At 68.5% G+C, this 16,939-nt stretch carries 16 protein-coding genes; 13 read left to right on the forward strand and 3 right to left on the reverse strand.

Annotated elements, in window-relative coordinates; all coding sequences use genetic code 11:
- Positions 1-60: 60 nt before the first annotated feature.
- Positions 61-1,038, reverse strand: a complete 978-nt coding sequence (locus HWX62_RS24055) for an AraC family transcriptional regulator (RefSeq protein ID WP_175931632.1) — start codon at positions 1,036-1,038, stop codon at positions 61-63.
- Between the two features lie 61 nt (positions 1,039-1,099).
- On the opposite strand from HWX62_RS24055, the gene HWX62_RS24060 reads away from it, so the two are divergent.
- From HWX62_RS24060 to iaaH, 6 genes are all read left to right on the forward strand, one after another.
- Positions 1,100-1,489, forward strand: a complete 390-nt coding sequence (locus HWX62_RS24060) for a VOC family protein (protein WP_175931633.1) — start codon at positions 1,100-1,102, stop codon at positions 1,487-1,489.
- A 111-nt stretch (positions 1,490-1,600) separates the two neighbouring features.
- On the forward strand, positions 1,601-2,851 hold the full coding sequence (locus HWX62_RS24065) for a DUF1479 domain-containing protein (protein ID WP_175931634.1): 1,251 nt from the start codon (positions 1,601-1,603) through the stop codon (positions 2,849-2,851).
- A 210-nt stretch (positions 2,852-3,061) separates the two neighbouring features.
- Entirely contained in the window at positions 3,062-3,820 is a 759-nt protein-coding gene (locus HWX62_RS24070; protein ID WP_175931635.1) for an arginine deiminase family protein, read from the forward strand.
- Between the two features lie 98 nt (positions 3,821-3,918).
- Complete coding sequence (locus tag HWX62_RS24075) at positions 3,919-4,383, forward strand: Lrp/AsnC family transcriptional regulator (protein ID WP_175931636.1); 465 nt, start codon at positions 3,919-3,921, stop codon at positions 4,381-4,383.
- Between the two features lie 100 nt (positions 4,384-4,483).
- Positions 4,484-6,043 carry an amino acid permease gene (locus HWX62_RS24080; RefSeq protein ID WP_175931637.1) on the forward strand — a complete coding sequence of 520 codons (1,560 nt, stop codon included), beginning with the start codon at positions 4,484-4,486 and terminating at the stop codon, positions 6,041-6,043.
- Positions 6,044-6,153: 110 nt separating this feature from the next.
- A complete protein-coding gene (gene iaaH, locus HWX62_RS24085; protein WP_175931638.1) occupies positions 6,154-7,575 on the forward strand; it encodes an indoleacetamide hydrolase in 1,422 nt (473 codons plus the stop codon).
- 10 nt (positions 7,576-7,585) lie between these two features.
- Here the strand turns inward: iaaH and HWX62_RS24090 are convergent, their stop codons facing one another.
- Positions 7,586-8,497, reverse strand: coding sequence for a LysR family transcriptional regulator (locus HWX62_RS24090; RefSeq protein WP_175931639.1), 912 nt, complete (start codon positions 8,495-8,497; stop codon positions 7,586-7,588).
- Between the two features lie 138 nt (positions 8,498-8,635).
- Here HWX62_RS24090 and HWX62_RS24095 point away from each other — a divergent pair, with 138 nt between their 5' ends.
- From HWX62_RS24095 to HWX62_RS24115, 5 genes are all read left to right on the forward strand, one after another.
- Complete coding sequence (locus tag HWX62_RS24095; RefSeq protein WP_175931640.1) at positions 8,636-10,018, forward strand: MFS transporter; 1,383 nt, start codon at positions 8,636-8,638, stop codon at positions 10,016-10,018.
- A gap of 9 nt (positions 10,019-10,027) precedes the next feature.
- Positions 10,028-10,426 carry a DUF4440 domain-containing protein gene (locus HWX62_RS24100; RefSeq protein WP_175931641.1) on the forward strand — a complete coding sequence of 133 codons (399 nt, stop codon included), beginning with the start codon at positions 10,028-10,030 and terminating at the stop codon, positions 10,424-10,426.
- A 155-nt stretch (positions 10,427-10,581) separates the two neighbouring features.
- Entirely contained in the window at positions 10,582-11,928 is a 1,347-nt protein-coding gene (locus tag HWX62_RS24105; RefSeq protein WP_175931642.1) for an aromatic ring-hydroxylating dioxygenase subunit alpha, read from the forward strand.
- Entirely contained in the window at positions 11,906-12,388 is a 483-nt protein-coding gene (locus tag HWX62_RS24110) for an aromatic-ring-hydroxylating dioxygenase subunit beta (RefSeq protein ID WP_175931643.1), read from the forward strand. The genes HWX62_RS24105 and HWX62_RS24110 overlap by 23 nt, the downstream gene beginning before the upstream one ends.
- 39 nt (positions 12,389-12,427) lie before the next feature.
- Positions 12,428-14,125 carry an NAD(P)/FAD-dependent oxidoreductase gene (locus HWX62_RS24115; protein ID WP_175931644.1) on the forward strand — a complete coding sequence of 566 codons (1,698 nt, stop codon included), beginning with the start codon at positions 12,428-12,430 and terminating at the stop codon, positions 14,123-14,125.
- A 14-nt stretch (positions 14,126-14,139) separates the two neighbouring features.
- Here HWX62_RS24115 and HWX62_RS24120 read toward each other — a convergent pair whose 3' ends face one another.
- Positions 14,140-14,865: a glutathione S-transferase gene (locus HWX62_RS24120; protein WP_175931645.1), complete on the reverse strand. Its 726-nt coding sequence runs from the start codon at positions 14,863-14,865 to the stop codon at positions 14,140-14,142.
- 418 nt (positions 14,866-15,283) lie between these two features.
- Here HWX62_RS24120 and HWX62_RS24125 point away from each other — a divergent pair, with 418 nt between their 5' ends.
- Entirely contained in the window at positions 15,284-16,105 is an 822-nt protein-coding gene (locus tag HWX62_RS24125; protein ID WP_175931646.1) for a hypothetical protein, read from the forward strand.
- Positions 16,106-16,140: 35 nt separating this feature from the next.
- Complete coding sequence (locus tag HWX62_RS24130; protein WP_175931647.1) at positions 16,141-16,899, forward strand: Tat pathway signal protein; 759 nt, start codon at positions 16,141-16,143, stop codon at positions 16,897-16,899.
- Positions 16,900-16,939: the final 40 nt, after the last annotated feature.

Below are 16,939 nucleotides of genomic sequence, written 5' to 3' on the forward strand. Positions count from 1 at the left end.
GTTCGCGTCGGGCAATAGCCACGCCACGACACCCCGACGGGTCAACCCGTCGGGGTGTTTTCATTTGGGCGGCCGGCGTTGGCCCGATCCGGCGCGGCGCTCCAGCGACGGCGGCCGTGCGTCGAGCGCGAGCGCCTCGTCGTCGGGCGCGTGGCCGTGCTGCTTGAAGAACCGGCGGTACGCGCCGGGCGTCGTGCCGCGCGCGGCGAGGAACTGGCGGTTGAAGTTCGCGACATTCGGCATGCCGCAGCGCGCGGCCACCGTCGCGATCGGCCAGTCGGTGCCGACGAGATGGCGGCATGCGTGCGCGAGCCGCAGCCGCTGCACGTAGCGGCCGACGCTTTCGCCGAGATGCCGGACGAACAGGCGTTGCAGCGTGCGTTCGGACAGGTGCGCGGCAGCGGCGAGTGCGTCGATGCGCAGCGGTTCATGGAAATGCCGGTCGATCGCGTCGAGCACGCGGTCGAGCCGTTCGGCTTCGGGCGCGCCGGGGCCGGCGGGCGACGGTGCGCGGTCGGGCCGCTCGTACGCATGCGCGGTGGCGAGCGGCTCGCCGCCGGCTTCCGCGAGATCGGCAAGCGTGTCGAGCGTGGCCGCGAGCCGCACGCGCGGCGACGGATCGAGCAACAGCGGCAGCCGCGCGCGCATCGCGCGGGCCGTCTCCACGTCGAAGCGCAGGCCGGGCGCCGCGCGCCGCAGCAGCGAGCGCAGCGGCGCGTATTCGGGGCAGCAGTCGGCCAGTCGCCGCGCCCAGTCCCCGTCGAACCAGACGACGAGCGCGACTTCGGGCGCGTCGCGCTCGATGCGCGCGTTCGACGACCACGTATGCGGCAGGTTCGGCGGTACGAGCACGAGATCGTCGTCCGCGTAGCGTGCGACGTGATCGCCGATGAAGCGCTGGCCGCGGCTGTTGAGCGTCAGCGTCAGTTCGTACTCGGGATGGCGATGCCATTCGAACGGGATGCGCTCGAGCTGGCGGTGGTAGACGCGGATCGAACAGCCGGACGCGAACGTCACGTGCTCGTATTGCGGTTTCATCGCGGCCTCCGGCAGCGCGCCGTGGCATGATCGTGAGCGATCGTCACCCCGGAGCGATGCCATGTTTTCACATGTTTGCGTGGGCGTCAGCGAGACGGCGCGCGCCTACGATTTCTACGCGCCGCTGTTCGCGGAACTCGGGCTGCGCCTGAAGTTCCGCGAGCCGGACGGCTGGGCGGGCTGGATGCCGGCCGACGCCGAGCGGCCGCTGTTCTTCTTCGGCAAGCCGCTCGACGGCCGGCCGCCCGAGCCGGGCAACGGCCACACGATCGCGTTCGATGCGCCGACCCGCGCGCACGTCGATCGCTGCCACGCGCTCGCGCTGCGACAGGGCGGCACCTGCGAAGGGCCGCCGGGCCTGCGGCCGCACTATCACCGCGACTACTACGGCGCCTATTTTCGCGACCCGGACGGCAACAAGCTCTGCGTGGTCTGCCATCGTCCCGAGTAATACACGGTTGTCAGGATTGTATCGATTGTTGGCTGAATAGTGTCGATGGCGACCGTTTGGCGGCCGTACGCTGAGGGCTCATCAAGACGCGATTCAGCGAGGAGACAAGCGATGCACCTGACGATCGACGATCTGCCGGCCGCGATCCGTACGGCAAAACGGGCGCTGCGCGCCGACTTGCCCGGTTATGCGGCCACGTTCCGCGAACTGGAAGGCGACATCGCGCGGCAGGTCGATACGATCCGCCGCGCGCACGCGCACGGCCACGACGTGATTCCGGTCGTACCGTTCGCGGATATCGCGGGCGGGAAGGTCGATCCGCACGCGATTGCCGCGATCCGCACGCATGGCGCGGTCGTGATCCGCGGCGTGTTCGATGCGCGGCAAGCGCGCGACTGGAACGACGAGATCGGTGCGTATCTGGAGGCGAACCGTTTCGCCGAGCGGCTGCACGCGCGCGCGGAAGACCGCTATTTCGGCAATCTCGCGTCGAGCAAGCCGCAGATTTACGGCGTGTACTGGTCGAAGCCGCAGGTGGCCGCGCGCCAGTCGCCGGCGCTCACGCAGGCGCGCGTGTTCCTGAACCGTCTGTGGCGACATGCGGACGGCGCGCGCACGCATTTCGATCCCGAGCAGGTGCCCGCGTATGCGGACCGGATTCGCCGCCGGCCGCCCGGTTCGACGTCGCTCGGGCTGTCGCCGCACGTCGACGGCGGCTCCGTCGAGCGCTGGCTCGGTGCGAATTTTCGCCAGGTCTATCGCCACGTGCTGGCCGGCCGCTGGCGCGATTACGACCCGTTCGATGCGGCGTTCCGCCCCGACGTCGAGGAGATTCCGTCACCGGCCGTATGTTCGATGTTCCGCACGTTCCAGGGCTGGACCGCACTAACACCGCAGGGCCCCGGCGACGGCACGCTGCAACTGATCCCGGTCGCGAACGCGATGGCCTATGTCGTGCTGCGCGCGCTGCAGGACGACGTCGCCGACGACGACCTGTGCGGCGCGCGTCCCGGCCGCGCGCTGTCGATCCGGCCCGAATGGCATTCGCTGCTGCTCGAGGCACTGGTGCCGATCCCGCACATGGAGCCGGGCGACGCGGTGTTCTGGCACGGCGACGTCGTGCATGCGGTCGAGGATGCGCATCGCGGCAACGGTGACAGCAACGTGATGTACATCGCGGCCGCGCCCGGCTGCGCGAAGAACGACGCGTACCTGCAACGCCAGCGGTCCGCGTTCCTGCGCGGCGACAGCCCGCCCGATTTTCCGGCCGACCATTTCGAGGTCGATTTCGACGGGCGCGCGGGGGAGGGCGAACTCACGGCGCTCGGCCGTTCGCAGATGGGGTTCGGGCCCGGCGCATAAAGCATGTGCGGCGGCCCCGAACGGCCGTGCGCGAGACGGCGGGCGGGCCGTCTGCCGAATCGGCTGCGTGGTGCACGCAATTCGACGCAATCGGCTGTCGGTGCCGCCGAAATCGACGCGAATTGCGCAATTTGGCTTCCGATAATGGTCCGGACACAACGCCGCAGGCCGCGCGCCGCACGGAAAGCGGCGCAGATCATGGAGGAGTCGATGCAATTCACGCAAGCGATCGTTCGTCGTCCCGCGCGGTCCTGCGGCGCGGGCCTGACTACCGCCGAACTCGGCGCACCCGACTACGACAAGACGCTCACGCAGTTCCATGCGTATTGCGACGCGCTGCGCACGCTCGGCGTCGAGCTGACCGAACTGCCGCCGCTGGATGCGTTTCCCGATTCGCACTTCGTCGAGGACGTCGCCGTCGTCACGCCGGAATTCGCGGTGATCACGCGCCCCGGCGCGCCCGCGCGGCGCGGCGAGACGGTTCACATCGAAGCGGCGCTCGCCGTGCATCGCGACCTGCTGCCGATGCAGTCCGGCCGCCTCGACGGCGGCGACGTGATGCTGGTCGGCAAGTGCTTCTTCATCGGCCTGACGAGCCGTACCGACGCGCAAGGCATCGCCGCGTTCGACGCGCTGGTGTCGCGTCACGGCTACTCGGTCGTCGCGGTACCGGTCGGCGCCGGCCTGCACCTGAAATCGGTCGTCAACGCGCTCGGCGACGACACGCTGCTCGTGACCGAGGCGCTCGCCGCGCATCCGGCATTCGCCGGCTATCGCCGGATCGCGATCTCGGCCGCCGACGAATACGCGGGCAACACGCTGCGCGTGAACGGCACGCTGATCACGCCGGCCGGTTATCCGCGCGTGCATGACGCGATCGCGTCGCTCGGCATGCCGCTGCACGTGATCGACACGAGCGAATTCCGCAAGATGGACGGCGGCCTGACCTGCCTGTCGCTGCGGTTCTAGCCGATTGGCGCGCGGCCGCTTCGGCCGGATAATGTGGCCCCCGCGCGGAACGGCAGACGTGCCGCGCACCAGCCACGACCCGACCGGAGCGAACGCGGATGACCGACAAGAAGATGCAGCTCGACAAGATCGATCTCCGGATCCTCGACATCCTGCGTACCGACGGGCGAATTTCCTACCGGAAGCTGTCGGAACGCGTGAACCTCACGCCGCGGCCGTGCCAGGCGCGCGTGGAGCGGCTCGAGGCGCTCGGCGTGATCGAAGGCTACCGCGCGGTGATCAAGGCGCCGCGCGCGACCAAGCCGATCATCGTGATCGCGCAGATCGTGCTGGCCGACCACGGGCGCTCGCAGGCGCCGTTCGAGGAGGAAATGCGCGCGAATCCGGCCGTGCTCGATTGCTGGCTCGTCAGCGGCACGTTCGATTTTCTCGTGCGGCTCGCGTGCGAGGATCTCGACGAGTACCGGCGGATCGCGAACGCGTGGCTGGAAAGCCCGCGATTCCGGATCGAAAAGATCGTGACGACGGCCGAACTGCAGGCGATCAAGCGCAGCGTCGTGTGAGCAACCGGCCCGGCAGGCCGGTTTCGATGCGAATGACCGGATCGATCGCTTTGCATTCCGAATCGAATTGGCTGACTGGATCGCAATCAGGGGGAACACTATGGATGCCATGCAAGCGGCGGCTGAGACGGCCGCGCCGTCCGGGGCGACGCTGAAGCGTCGTCTGCAGGGCCGCCACATCGCGATGATCGCGATCGGCGGTTCGATCGGCACGGGGCTGTTCGTCGCGTCGGGCGCATCGGTCGCGCAGGCGGGGCCGGGCGGGGCGATCGCCGCGTATCTCGCGATCGGGATCATGGTCTACTTCGTCGTCACCGGCTTGGGCGAGATGGCCGCGCTGATGCCGGTGTCGGGTTCGTTCGCGATCTACGGCGAGAAGTACGTCGACGAGGGTTTCGGCGTCGCGCTCGGCTGGACCTACTGGTATAGCTGGGCGGTGACGATCGCGATCGAGCTGGTCGCCGCGCAGATCGTGATGCGCTACTGGTTTCCGTCGGTGCCGGGCGTGTGGTGGGGCGCGGGCTTCCTCGTGCTGATCTTCCTGCTCAATACGCTGTCGGTGCGCGGCTTCGGCGAATCGGAGTACTGGTTCTCGCTGATCAAGGTCGCCACCGTGATCGCGTTCATCGCGGCCGGGCTGCTGATCGCGGCCGGCGTGCTGGGCGACGGGCATACCGGCAGCGGGCATATCGGCACCGGGCATCCGGTCGGCTGGCGCAACTTCACGACCGGCGACGCGCCGTTCGTCGGCGGCGTGCACGCGATGATGAGCGTCGCGCTGATCGCCGGCTTCTCGTTTCTCGGCACCGAGCTGGTCGGCATCACGGCCGGCGAATCGGAGCACCCGCGCACGACGATTCCGCGCGCGGTGAAGCAGATCTTCTGGCGGATCATGCTGTTCTACGTGCTCGCGATCTTCGTGATCGGCCTGCTCGTGCCGTACACCGATCCGAACCTGCTGAAGAGCGACGTGACCGACATCGGCGTGAGCCCGTTCACGCTGGTGTTCAGTCACGCGGGGTTCCCGCTCGCGGCCGGTGCGATGAATCTGGTGATCCTGACGGCCGTGCTGTCGGCCGGCAATTCCGGCACCTACGCGGCGACGCGCATGCTGTATAACCTCGCATCGGAAGGGCGTGCGCCGGCCGTATTCGCGACGCTGTCGCCCGGCGGCGTGCCGCGCAACGCGCTGTACGCGACGATGGCCGTGGGCGGGTTGTGCTTCCTCACGTCGCTGAGCAACAACCAGCGCATCTATCTGTGGTTGCTGAATACGGTCGGCATCACCGGCTTCATTGCGTGGCTCGGCATCGCGGTCTGCCATTACCGGTTCCGCAAGGGGTTCCTGAAGCAGGGCTATCGGCTCGACCAGCTGCCGTATCGCGCGAAATGGTTTCCGTTCGGGCCGTTGTTCGCGATCGCGATCTGCATCGTGATTTCGCTCGGCCAGGATTACCAGGCGTTCTTCGCCGCGCGCATCGACTGGATGGAAGTGCTGTCGATCTACGTGTGGATTCCGCTGTTCGTCGCGATCTGGTGGGCGTATCGCCGCGCGCGCAAGAGCCGGCTCGTGCGCTACGAGGAGATGGACATCGGGCCGTGGCTCACGCGCCCGGTCGACGAGGCCGACGAGAAGCGCGAATCGCCGCGCCGCTTGTAGCCCGTGCGTGCGGCCGCGGGCCGGGATACCATCGCGATTCGCGCGACGTGCCGGAGAGGGCCTCGGGCGCGTCGCGCGTTTCCCGATCGATTCCGCGTCCAGCACACGACATGACAACACAGCCGAACCGCGTTTTTTCCCGATCCTTCGTTTCCGCCGCCAGCGTGCACGGGCTGGCCGATACCGTGCGCACGGCCGGGCGACGCGCCGTCGACGTGGCCGACGACGCCCTCGCGCGTCTCGCGGCGATCGCGCCGCTCAATGCGATGGTGCACGTCGACGCCGAACTCGCGCGCCGCACGGCCGAGCGCGTCGATGCCCGCATCGCGCAAGGCGATGCGCTGCCGCTCGCCGGCGTGCCATTCGTGATCAAGGACAACCTCGATACCGCCGAAATGCCGACGCTCGGCGCGAGCCCGGCGGTGACCGGTTACCGTGCGACGCAGGACGCGCTGACCGTGCGGCGCCTGCTGGAAGCCGGCGCGGTGCCGCTCGGCAAGGCGAACATGCACGAGCTTGCGTTCGGCATCACGAGCGGCAACCGGCACTTCGGGGCAGTCGGCAATCCGCACGATCCGCGGCGTATCGCCGGCGGGTCGAGCGGTGGCACCGCGGCGGCCGTCGCGGCCGGCATTCCGTTCGGACTGGGTACCGACACGGGCGGCTCGGTGCGGATCCCGGCCGCGTTCTGCGGCGTCTACGGGTTGCGGCCGTCCGCGCAGCGCTATTCGTCGCACGGCGTGCTGTCGCTGTCGCCCACGCGCGATACGGTGGGGCCGATCGGCCACGGTATCGACGACCTGCTGTTGCTCGACGCGGTGCTGACGCGCGACGACAGTACGACCGCCGCGCCCGAATGGTCGCGGTTGCGCATCGGCGTGCCCGGCGCACCGTACTTCGACGAACTCGATCCGGGCGTCGCGGCGTGCATCGAACGCGCACTCGCGTCGTTCTCGGCGGCCGGCGCGACGCTCGTGCCATTGCCGGCGCTGCCGCTGCACGACGCCAGCGAAGCCTGCGGCTTTCCGCTCACGGCATTCGAGGCGAACCTGTACTGGCGCCGCTTCGCGGACGAACGGCTCGGCATCCCTTTCGGCACGTTCGTCGAGCGGATCGCGAGCGACGACGTGCGTGCGATCTTCCGCTCGTTCGTCTCCGCGCCGGTCGATGCGCGCGCCTATGCGGAAGCGGTCGTGTGCCGTCAGCGGCTCGTGCGCTGGTACGACGACGCGTTCGGTACGCCGGTCGACTGCATCGCGATGCCCACGGTGCCGGACGAGCCGCCGCCGCTCGACGACACGGCTGCGATGACGGCTGCGCAGGATGCGGCGCTGTTCGCGCGCGTCGTGCGCCAGACCTCGCCGGCGACGCTCGCCGGCGTGCCGTCCGTGTCGCTTCCGGCCGGGCGTTCCGCGCACACGGCGCTGCCGGTCGGGTTGATGCTGGAAGGGCCGTGGGGCAGCGATCGCCGACTGCTGGCGATCGCCGCGCGGATCGACGCCCTGCTGCGGGACGACGCGGCGCGCACGTGAGTCGCCGCGCTCAATCGACGGCCAGGTACGCCTTCATGAAGTCGACCCACGCACGCACTTTCTGCGGCACGTGCGGCGTCGACGGGTACAGCGCATAGACGGCCTGCGGCGGGAAGCGGTAGTCGGGCAGCGCATCGACGAGCGCGCCGCTGGCGAGATCGTCGCGCACGAGCCATTCCGGCAACAGCGCGACGCCGCTGCCTTGCCGCGCGAGCACGCGCAGGACCGATGCGTTGTCGACGACCACGCGCGGCTTCGTGCCCGGCCGGAACGCGTGCGGATTGCCGTCACGGTCGGAGAGCGTCCACGTGGCGATTCGCTCGAGCCTCGTATGGCCGAGTTGCGGCAGCCGGGCGAGCGCGTCCGGCGAGTCGATCCGCGGCACGCCGGACGCGGCGAGCAGCGACGGTGCGATCACGGGTCGCACTTCGTAGGTCGCGAGGCACGCGCCGCGGTACGGCAGATCCTGGAACTGTTCGAGGCGGCCCAGCCGGATCGCCACGTCGACGCGCTCGCGCACCAGGTCGACCTGCGACGCGTGCGTCTCGAGCCGCACGCGCAGCGCGGGATGGCGCTGCATGAACGTGTGCAGCGCGGGTGCGACGACCATCGTTCCGTACTCGACGGTCGACGTCACGCGCAGTACGCCTTGCATCCCGCCATGCTCGCTGCGCGCGTCGTCGATCGCGCTTTCGGCTTCCTCCAGCACACGCAGGCAACGCGCATGGAAACGTTCCCCGGCATCGGTCAGCTCGACGCGCCGCGTGGTGCGCGTGAGCAGCGTGACGCCGAGCTCGGCTTCCAGCTGTTTGATGTTGAAGCTCACCGCGGCCCGGGCCTGGTTCAACTGGGCGGCGGCTGCCGTAAACGACCCCGTTTCCACGACGGCGCGGAAGACGGCGAAACGATCGAGGCTCACCATGACATGTCGGATGCTGGGCGGAAAACCGACATGGTGCCTTGATTGTCAAAATTTTTCGACCAGTCTTGCCGTCCGTCCGATCTTATCGACGTGCGCGGCGAACCTTACACTGCGGCGTTTCGTTCGCCTTGAGCCGCCATGACCGATCGCTCGAAAATCGCCGCCGTCTATCTGCTGGGGTTCGCGATCGACCTCGCGAACATGTTCGTCATCAACGCCGCGTATCCGACGATCCAGCGCGAGCTGCACGCGTCGGTCGCGCAGCTGGCGTGGATCGGCAACATGTACGTGCTCGGGCTGACGGTCGTGATCCCGCTTGGCACATGGCTCGCGCGGCGCTTCGGCGAGCGCCGGCTGCTGATCGCGTCGCTGCTGCTGTTCGCGGCGGGCAGTCTCGGCGTCGGCCTGTCGGCATCGATCGGCGCGCTGCTGGCGTGGCGGCTGGTCCAGGGGCTCGGCGGCGGCCTGCTCATCCCGGTCGGGCAGACGATGGCGTATCGCGCGTATCCGCCCGATGCGCGTGCGCACCTGACGTCGATCGTGATGATGGTCGCGCTGCTCGTGCCGGCGCTGTCGCCGGCGCTTGGCGGCGTGGTCGTCGATCGCGTGTCGTGGCGCGCGATCTTCTTCGGGATGCTGCCGCTCGCGGCGCTCACGAGCGCACTCGCGTTCGCGTGGCTGCCGGCCGACGCACCGGACGGCGTCCCGCCGGCGCTCGACGTGCGCGGCCTCGGGCTGAGCGTGGTGGCGCTCGTCGCGCTGCTGCTCGGCCTGACGTTCGCGGGACAGCCCGGTGCCGGCCGCGACGCGCTCGTGCCGCTCGCGATCGCGCTCGTCGCCGGCGGCGCGTATGTCGCGCACGCGCGCCGGGCCGCGGCGCCGCTGCTCGACCTGGGCCTCGTCGCGCAGCCGCTGCTGCGGATCGGCCTGATCGTCTATTTGTGCGTGCCCGGTGTGTTTACGGGTGTCAATCTCGTCGCCGCGCTGTATCTGCAGAACGCGCTCGGGCTCAGCGCGACGCATACGGGCGCGCTGATGGTGCCGTGGGCGATGGCATCGTTCGCCGCGATCGCGACGACGCGCCGCTGCTTCCCGAAGTGGGGGGCGAAACCGCTGTTCACGTGCGGGATCGTGATCGACGCGATCGGCATCGTGCTGCTCGCGACCCCGCTCGCCGGGTTCGAGGCCGGACGCGTGCTCGCGTTCGTCGCGATGGGGCTCGGCGCCAGCATGTGCACGAGCACGTCGCAAAGCGCGGCGTTTCTCGACGTGCCCGCCGCGCGGATGGGCGACGCGAGCGCGCTGTGGAACATCAACCGGCAACTGAGCTTTTGTCTCGGCGTCGCGGTGCTGGGCAGCGCGCTGAATTTCCTGCTGTCGATGCACGGCGACGACGCTCGGCTCGCGTATCAGCAGTGTTTCGGCCTGGCCGCGCTGGCGACGCTGCTGCCGTTGCCATTCGTCGTGCGTCTCGCGCCGCATCGTGCGCCTGCCGGGCGCGCGGCTTCCCAACGTTCGTGAGTTTCGACAATGAATTCGTCCAACCCGTTTTTCCAGGAAGTGATCGACGCCCACGTCGACATCGAGCAATGGTTGTCCGGCCGCGCGGCGCGCGACGGGCTCACATCGCTGCTCGGGCGCTTTTCGCGCGCCTTCTCGATGATTTCGCTGCACGGGCACGCGCTCGACTACGCGGATATCGACGTGCTGTTTTCGCGCGGCTTCGGTGCGCGGCCTGGCTTGCGGATCGAGATCGACGAACTGCACGAAGTGAACACGTGGGCGGGCGGCTCGGCGATCGCCTATCGCGAGACGCAGACCGATGGGGCGGGGCATCGTACCGTGCGCCGCTCGACCGTCGTGTTCGAGCGCGACACGGACGGCCGCATCGGCTGGCTGAGACTGCATGAAACGCCGGTGACGGGCTGACCGTCGCCGCAGCGTCCGCCGCCCGCTGTGTCGCGGCAGGCGCACGCTCGTCCGAGTGGCATACCAACCAGAACCTGAGAGATGACAATAAAAGCAATCGATACCGCGCGCCGCGAGGGCGCGCGGCCGAATCGCGTCCGCAGCCGGGGGCGCGCATGACGGCACAACGGTTCACCGACGCGATCGCGTCGCTCGTGCGCGATACCGAGGTGCACAAGGACCTCTATTTGTCCCCGCGCATCTTCGAGCTGGAGATGCGCCACCTGTTCCGGAATACGTGGATCTACGTGGGCCACGTCAGCCAGATTCCGGAAACCGGCGATTACGTGACGACGACGATCGGCGCCGAGCCGGTCGTGATGGTGCGCCACGTCGACGGGTCGGTGCGCGTGCTGCACAACCGCTGTTCGCACAAGGGCACGCAGCTCGTCACGGATGCCTGCGGCAACACGGGGACCTTCTTCCGCTGCCCGTACCACGCGTGGTCGTACCGGACCGACGGCAGCCTGTACGCGATTCCGCTGCGGCGCGGCTACGAGCACACCGGCTTCGAATCGTGCGAGGCCAGCAAGGGCATGCAGGCGGTCGGCGCGACTCATGACCATCGCGGTTTCGTGTTCTGCCGCCTGAATCCGTCAGGCGTCGATTTTCACGCGTATTTCGGCGACGCGCTGTCGTCGCTCGACAACCTCGTCGACCGTTCGCCGGAAGGGCGCGTCGAAGTCGCGGGCGGCGTGTTCCGCTACGTGCACGCATGCAACTGGAAGATGCTGGTCGAGAACCAGACCGATACCTGCCATCCGATGGTTGCGCACGAGTCGTCGGCCGGCACGGCCGTGCGCGTGTGGGAACGCGACGGCACGCAGCACGCGAAGCCGATGGCGGTCGAGCTGCTGGAGCCGTTCATCCAGCCGCATGCGTTCTTCGAGCAGATGGGGCTGCGCGTGTGGCCCAACGGGCATGGCCATACCGGCACCGCCGATTCGATCCATGCGCGTTACACGCCGATCCCCGGCTATCACGAGAAGATGACCGCGGCCTACGGCGAGGCGCGCGCCGCGCGCATCCTCGGCGAGGTGCGTCACAACACGGTGCTGTTTCCGAATGCGATGGTGAAAGGGCCGATCCAGATCCTGCGCGTGTTCAAGCCGCTGGCGGTGGACCGCACGCTGGTGGAGTCGTGGTCGTTCCGGCTCGTCGGTGCGCCCGATTCGCTGTTCGAGCGCACGCTCGCGTACAACCGCCTGATCAACGCGCCGACGTCGATCGTCGCGCACGACGATCTCGAAATGTACGAGCGCGCGCAGCGCGGTCTCGCCACGCAGGCGCGAGACTGGGTGCACGTCGGGCGCCTGTTCGATCCGCAGGAGTTTGCACAGTCGACGTCGGAGACGAACGGCACCAGCGAGCAGCAGATCCGCAACCAGTTCCGCGCGTGGCTGCGCTACATCGCGCCGGATTCGACGCAGGAGGCCGCCGATGCGCGCATTTCCCCACGCTGAACTCGTCGCGTTCGTCTATCGCGAGGCACGCCTGCTCGACGAACGGCGCTACGAGGAGTGGCTCGCGCTCTACGCGGACGACGCCCGCTACTGGATGCCGCTATCGCCGGACCAGCCCGACACCGGGCTGCACGGCGCGCTGATGGACGAGGACCGGCTGTTGCTGCGCATCCGCATCGAGCGGCTGGGCGGGCGCCGCACGTTCTCGCAGCAGCCGGCGAGCCGCGGTCACCATCTGCTGCAGCAGCCGCAGGTCGATCGGGCCGACCCCGAGCGCGGCGCCTACGTGCTGCGCACGCCGTTTCATTACGTCGAAACGCGGCGCGACGAGCAGACGCTGTTCGCGGGCTGGTACACGCACGAACTTGCGGTACGCGACGACGCGCTGTGCATTCGCGTGAAGCGGGTCGATCTCGTCAACGCCGACGCGCCGCTCGGCAGCATCCACCTGCCGGTCTGACCGCGTGCGGTCCGCACGGCCTTTTTCGTTCCCGATCACATGAACGCTCCTGAATGCCTGTCGCGCACGCTGCCGTACATCGACACCCTCTACGACTACGGTGCCTTCCTGTCCCGCACCGGCGGGCATCTCGGCACGCTGCCGGCGCACCGTGCGCGCGACGCGCGGATCGCAATCGTCGGCGCGGGCGTCGGCGGCCTCGTCGCCGCGTGCGAGCTGCTGCGCGCAGGCGCACGGCAGGTCGTGGTGTTCGAGGCGAACCGCGCGCGCGTCGGCGGGCGCCTGCTGTCGCAGTCGATCAATCCGGACCATCCGCACCTGCTCGCCGAAATGGGAGCGATGCGCTTCCCGCCGTCGCAGGCCGCGCTGTACCACTATCTCGAGCGGTTCGGTGTGGACAGCGCGTCCGCGTTTCCCGATCCGGGTGTCGTCGACACCGAGATCCACTACCAGGGTCACGCGTATCGCTGGGCCGCCGGCGATGCGCCGCCGCCGCTGTTCGATCGTGTCGATCGCGGCTGGCGCGCGTTCATCCGCGACGGCGTGCGGCTCGACGACGGCACGCAGTTGCCCGCGCCCGCCGAACTGACGGCGCTGCTGCGCGCGCATCGCTACGACGACGCGCACCGCGGCTGGCAGCAGTACATCGACCGGTTCGGCGACGAGTCGTTCTACTCGGCGATCGTCAAGATCTTCACGGGCACGGCGCCGCCCGGCGGCGTGCGCTGGCGCAAGGGCGAGGACCTGCGCCTGTTCGGCACGCTCGGCATCGGTTCGGGCGGCTTCCAGCCGGTCTATCGCGCGTCGTTCCTCGAAATCCTGCGGATCGTGGTCAACGAGCTCGAAGTCGACCAGCGGCTGATTCCGGCCGGCATCTATGCGCTCGCGCAGGGGCTGCTCGACGATGGCGGGGACGACGCACGGGTGCGCGACTGCATCGTCCACGCCGCCGTGCGGCGCGTGGCGAAGCAGCCGGACGATACCTTCGCGCTCACGCTCGACGACGGTTCGACGCACGTGTTCGACCGTGTGATCGTCGCGACGACGACGCGCGCGATGCAGGTCGGCATGGGCATCACGGGCATCGCGAACCTGTTCGCACCCGACGTCGTTCGCGCGATCAACGAGACGCACATGGTCAGTTCGTCGAAGCTGTTCGTGTTGACCCGCGACAAGTTCTGGCTCAAGCACGGGCTGCCGCACAACATCCAGACCGACACGCTGGCGCGCGGCATCTACTGTCTCGACTACGCGCCCGACGATCCCGATGCGCACGGTGTCGTGCTGATCAGCTACACGTGGGAGGACGATTCGCACAAGATCCTGTCGCTCACCGACAAGGTCGAGCGCTTCGAGCGCCTCGTGGCCGAGATCGGCATCGTATCGCCGGCGTTCGCCGCGCACCTGCGTCCGCTCGACGACGATTACGCGCGCAACGTCACGAGCCACGACTGGTTGTCGGACCGCTATGCGCTCGGCGCGTTCAAGCTGAACTATCCGGGCGAGGACGTCCACTCGCAGGCGCTGTTCTACCAGTTCCAGACGGCCGCCGATCCGTCGTCCGATCGCGGGATCTACTTGGCCGGATGCTGTTGCTCGTTTACGGGCGGCTGGATCGAGGGAGCGGTGCAGACCGCGATCAACGCGGCGAGCGCGGTGATCCACAGCCTCGGCGGGACGCTCGCCGACGGCAATCCGCTCGACGCGATGCGCAGCCGCTATCGCTATGGCGACTGACGCGGCGTCGGCCGCTACTTGTCCAGCTCCGGGTAGTGCCGGAAGATCCCCATGTCGTTGAACGGGATGCGGCGCTCCGACTCGAGATAGCGCGCGACGGGCGGATGCTGCGCGACGCGATCGTGCAGCGCGACGAGCGCCGCGACCTTGCGCTCCGCGCGCTTCATCGCTTTCGGAAACGCATAGCGCAGGCCCTCGATCAACTGGAACATCGTCAGGTCCGCATAGCTGAGCGTGCTGCCTGCGATATAGCCGCGCTTGTGCGGATTCTGTTCGAGCACGCGATCGAAGTAGCCGAGGAATTTCGGCAGCCGGTTCTCGAGGAAATCGGCCGCGCGCTCGGCCGCTTCCGCTTGCTGGTCCTCGTAGTACAGGCCGCTGCCGATCGGGTGGTGCGTGTCGTGGATCTCGGTGATGAAGTCTGCGGCGGTCAGCTGGATCTGGTGCACCCACAGCCGGCCGGCTTCGTCGTCGGGCGCGAGCCCGAGCCGCGCACCGAGAAACAGCAGGATGTTCGCGGTCTGCCCGACGACCATGTCGCCCGCCTTCAGGAACGGCGGCGCGAACGGCACGCATTCGGCTTTCGCGCTATCCATCATGCGCATCATCGCCGATACGCCCATCCCGCGCCCCGATTCGCGCGCGACATCGACATAGTCGGCTTCGGCCGCCTCGAGCGCGAGCCGCACATACTCGCCGCGGCCCTGGATCTCGGGCCAGTAATAGAGTTCATATCGCATGCTGTTCTCCTGTTCGTTGCACCGAATGCTGCCGGCTGCGTGACGACGGGGGCGGCCATGCGGCGCCCGCTGCGAATAGACAGTCTAGGAGATCGTCGGAAAAGTGCCGCGCGCGGCGATCCGTCGAAACACCGCGCTGGCCGTCGCCGAAACACGGATCCGGCGGGCTCGCCATAGGTGAAACGGCTTCGTCCATCGGCGAAACGGCGAAACGGCGCAGCAGGCGAACGGATTCAACCGGCGTTTTCACCGCAATTTAACCAACACCGCCTACGATCGAGCTTCGCCAGTCGGCGATGCGCGGCGATGCCGATTCATGCGCGGTGACCCGATGGCCTTTCTCCTTGACCTCGCGAAACCTGGCGGTCGTGCCTGCTCTCGGGCGCGCTCGTCATTCGCCTTCTTTCGTCTCGCACTCATGAGTCAGCATTCCCCGGCTTCGTCTCGCAGAACGTTCCTTTCCGCCGCGCCGGCCGTCGCGGCGGCCTCATTGCTCGGCGCATGCGGCGGCGGCGACGTCACGTCGGCGCCGATCGGCGACGCGGCGCTCGCCGCGCAGATGTCCGCGAAACTGAACGCCCAGTTGGGCGATGCGGCGACGGTCGACGCGATCGTGCCGGCGATGACAGACGTCGGCTTCACGTGGGCGCTGCCGACGGTGCCCGCCGCGCAGATCGGCGCGATCGTCGCGTACAGCTTCGGCAACCGGCCGAACGCGGCGAGCGGCAATACGTCGAGCACCGGCGGCAATCAATCGGCGCTGCCCGATCCGGGGCCCGTCAACGAAGCGCTCGCGGACGCCGTGTACCGCATCCGCCAGCTGAAACCCGTGAAGGTCTACGCGCAGTGGGAAATCGCGCGCTTTCTCGTGTCGAAATACGGGCTGGGCGCCGACGTGCTGTCGTCGATCGAACCGGTGATCGCGAGCGACGGCTCGATCGTGTACCTGAGCACCGCGGGTGTCGCGGCGGTGGCCGTCTCGCGCGCGGGCGGCGCAGCGGCGATGGGCACCGTCGCGGTGGTCGGCCATCGCGATCATGCGAAGCGCTGCATCCAGACCTCGCAGCAGGCGGGCATGCAGGCGGCGGCCGTCGTCGAGGTGTCGCTGCCGACGGTATACGACCCGCAGTCGGGCCAGCCGTGGACGCGCAACCGCAGCCTTTATCTCGTACACGACATGTATGCGCAGATGCTGACGCACGCGACGACCGCGACGATGCAGGCGTTTCCGAAGGGCTGATGCCTTCCGTTGTTTCTCATTCGAATCCCGTGACCATGACGAACCGCCGCCATTTCCTGGCTTCCACTTCATTACTCGCCGCATCGTGCGCCGCCTCTGCACCGGCTTTCGCGAGCGACGCCCCCGTTTCCGACGCGGAACTGCAGCGCCAGATGCTGGGCAAGCTGACGAACGAACTGAACGATCGCGCGACCGCTGCCGACGAAGCCGGTTACCTGCTCGACACGTTTTTCTCGTGGACGCCGCCGACGGTGGACGCTGCCGGCATCGACACGATTGCCGCGTTCAGCTTCGGCAGTCGCGCCGGGGTGTCGGCCGCCGCGCCGGTGCCGGGCCCCGTGAACGAGGCGATCGCCGATGCTGTGTTCCAGCTTCGGCGGATAGTCGCGGTACCGGTGTTCGCGCAGCAGGAAGTCGCGAGCGTGCTCGCGTCGAAGTACGGACTGACGGCCGGCGTGACGTCGATCGCGACGCCTGCCGCGAGCACCGGCAGCCCGATACCGACCCCCGACGGCGTGGCCGCCGCGATCGTCAGGCAGGCCGGTTCGGCCGCGGCGCTCGGCAAGGTCGGCGTGGTCACGCATCGCGATCAGGCGTCGATCGCCGTGCGCATGTCGAATGCGGCCGGAATGCAGGCGGCGGTGCCGGCCGGACTGTCGCTGCCCGGCGCCTACGATGCATCGGCCCGGCAGCCCGCGATGCGACGGCGCAATCTTTACCTGATGAGCAACGCCGGCATGCAGCTCGCGATGCTGCGGCTCGACCTGATCAATCGCGAATATCCGAATGGCTAGGCGGGCACGGTGCGGCGCGCGCCTCGCCGGACCGTGCGTG

The organism is Burkholderia sp. BCC0506 (assembly GCF_902833145.1).
Lineage (GTDB): Bacteria > Pseudomonadota > Gammaproteobacteria > Burkholderiales > Burkholderiaceae > Burkholderia.

Bases quoted from the DNA above. Each gene is read 5' to 3' on its own strand.
- HWX62_RS24055 (WP_175931632.1), bottom strand. From the start codon at position 1,038: ATGAAACCGCAATACGAGCACGTGACGTTCGCGTCCGGCTGTTCGATC.
- HWX62_RS24060 (WP_175931633.1), top strand. From the start codon at position 1,100: ATGTTTTCACATGTTTGCGTGGGCGTCAGCGAGACGGCGCGCGCCTAC.
- HWX62_RS24065 (WP_175931634.1), top strand. From the start codon at position 1,601: ATGCACCTGACGATCGACGATCTGCCGGCCGCGATCCGTACGGCAAAA.
- HWX62_RS24070 (WP_175931635.1), top strand. From the start codon at position 3,062: ATGCAATTCACGCAAGCGATCGTTCGTCGTCCCGCGCGGTCCTGCGGC.
- HWX62_RS24075 (WP_175931636.1), top strand. From the start codon at position 3,919: ATGACCGACAAGAAGATGCAGCTCGACAAGATCGATCTCCGGATCCTC.
- HWX62_RS24080 (WP_175931637.1), top strand. From the start codon at position 4,484: ATGGATGCCATGCAAGCGGCGGCTGAGACGGCCGCGCCGTCCGGGGCG.
- iaaH (WP_175931638.1), top strand. From the start codon at position 6,154: ATGACAACACAGCCGAACCGCGTTTTTTCCCGATCCTTCGTTTCCGCC.
- HWX62_RS24090 (WP_175931639.1), bottom strand. From the start codon at position 8,497: ATGGTGAGCCTCGATCGTTTCGCCGTCTTCCGCGCCGTCGTGGAAACG.
- HWX62_RS24095 (WP_175931640.1), top strand. From the start codon at position 8,636: ATGACCGATCGCTCGAAAATCGCCGCCGTCTATCTGCTGGGGTTCGCG.
- HWX62_RS24100 (WP_175931641.1), top strand. From the start codon at position 10,028: ATGAATTCGTCCAACCCGTTTTTCCAGGAAGTGATCGACGCCCACGTC.
- HWX62_RS24105 (WP_175931642.1), top strand. From the start codon at position 10,582: ATGACGGCACAACGGTTCACCGACGCGATCGCGTCGCTCGTGCGCGAT.
- HWX62_RS24110 (WP_175931643.1), top strand. From the start codon at position 11,906: ATGCGCGCATTTCCCCACGCTGAACTCGTCGCGTTCGTCTATCGCGAG.
- HWX62_RS24115 (WP_175931644.1), top strand. From the start codon at position 12,428: ATGAACGCTCCTGAATGCCTGTCGCGCACGCTGCCGTACATCGACACC.
- HWX62_RS24120 (WP_175931645.1), bottom strand. From the start codon at position 14,865: ATGCGATATGAACTCTATTACTGGCCCGAGATCCAGGGCCGCGGCGAG.
- HWX62_RS24125 (WP_175931646.1), top strand. From the start codon at position 15,284: ATGAGTCAGCATTCCCCGGCTTCGTCTCGCAGAACGTTCCTTTCCGCC.
- HWX62_RS24130 (WP_175931647.1), top strand. From the start codon at position 16,141: ATGACGAACCGCCGCCATTTCCTGGCTTCCACTTCATTACTCGCCGCA.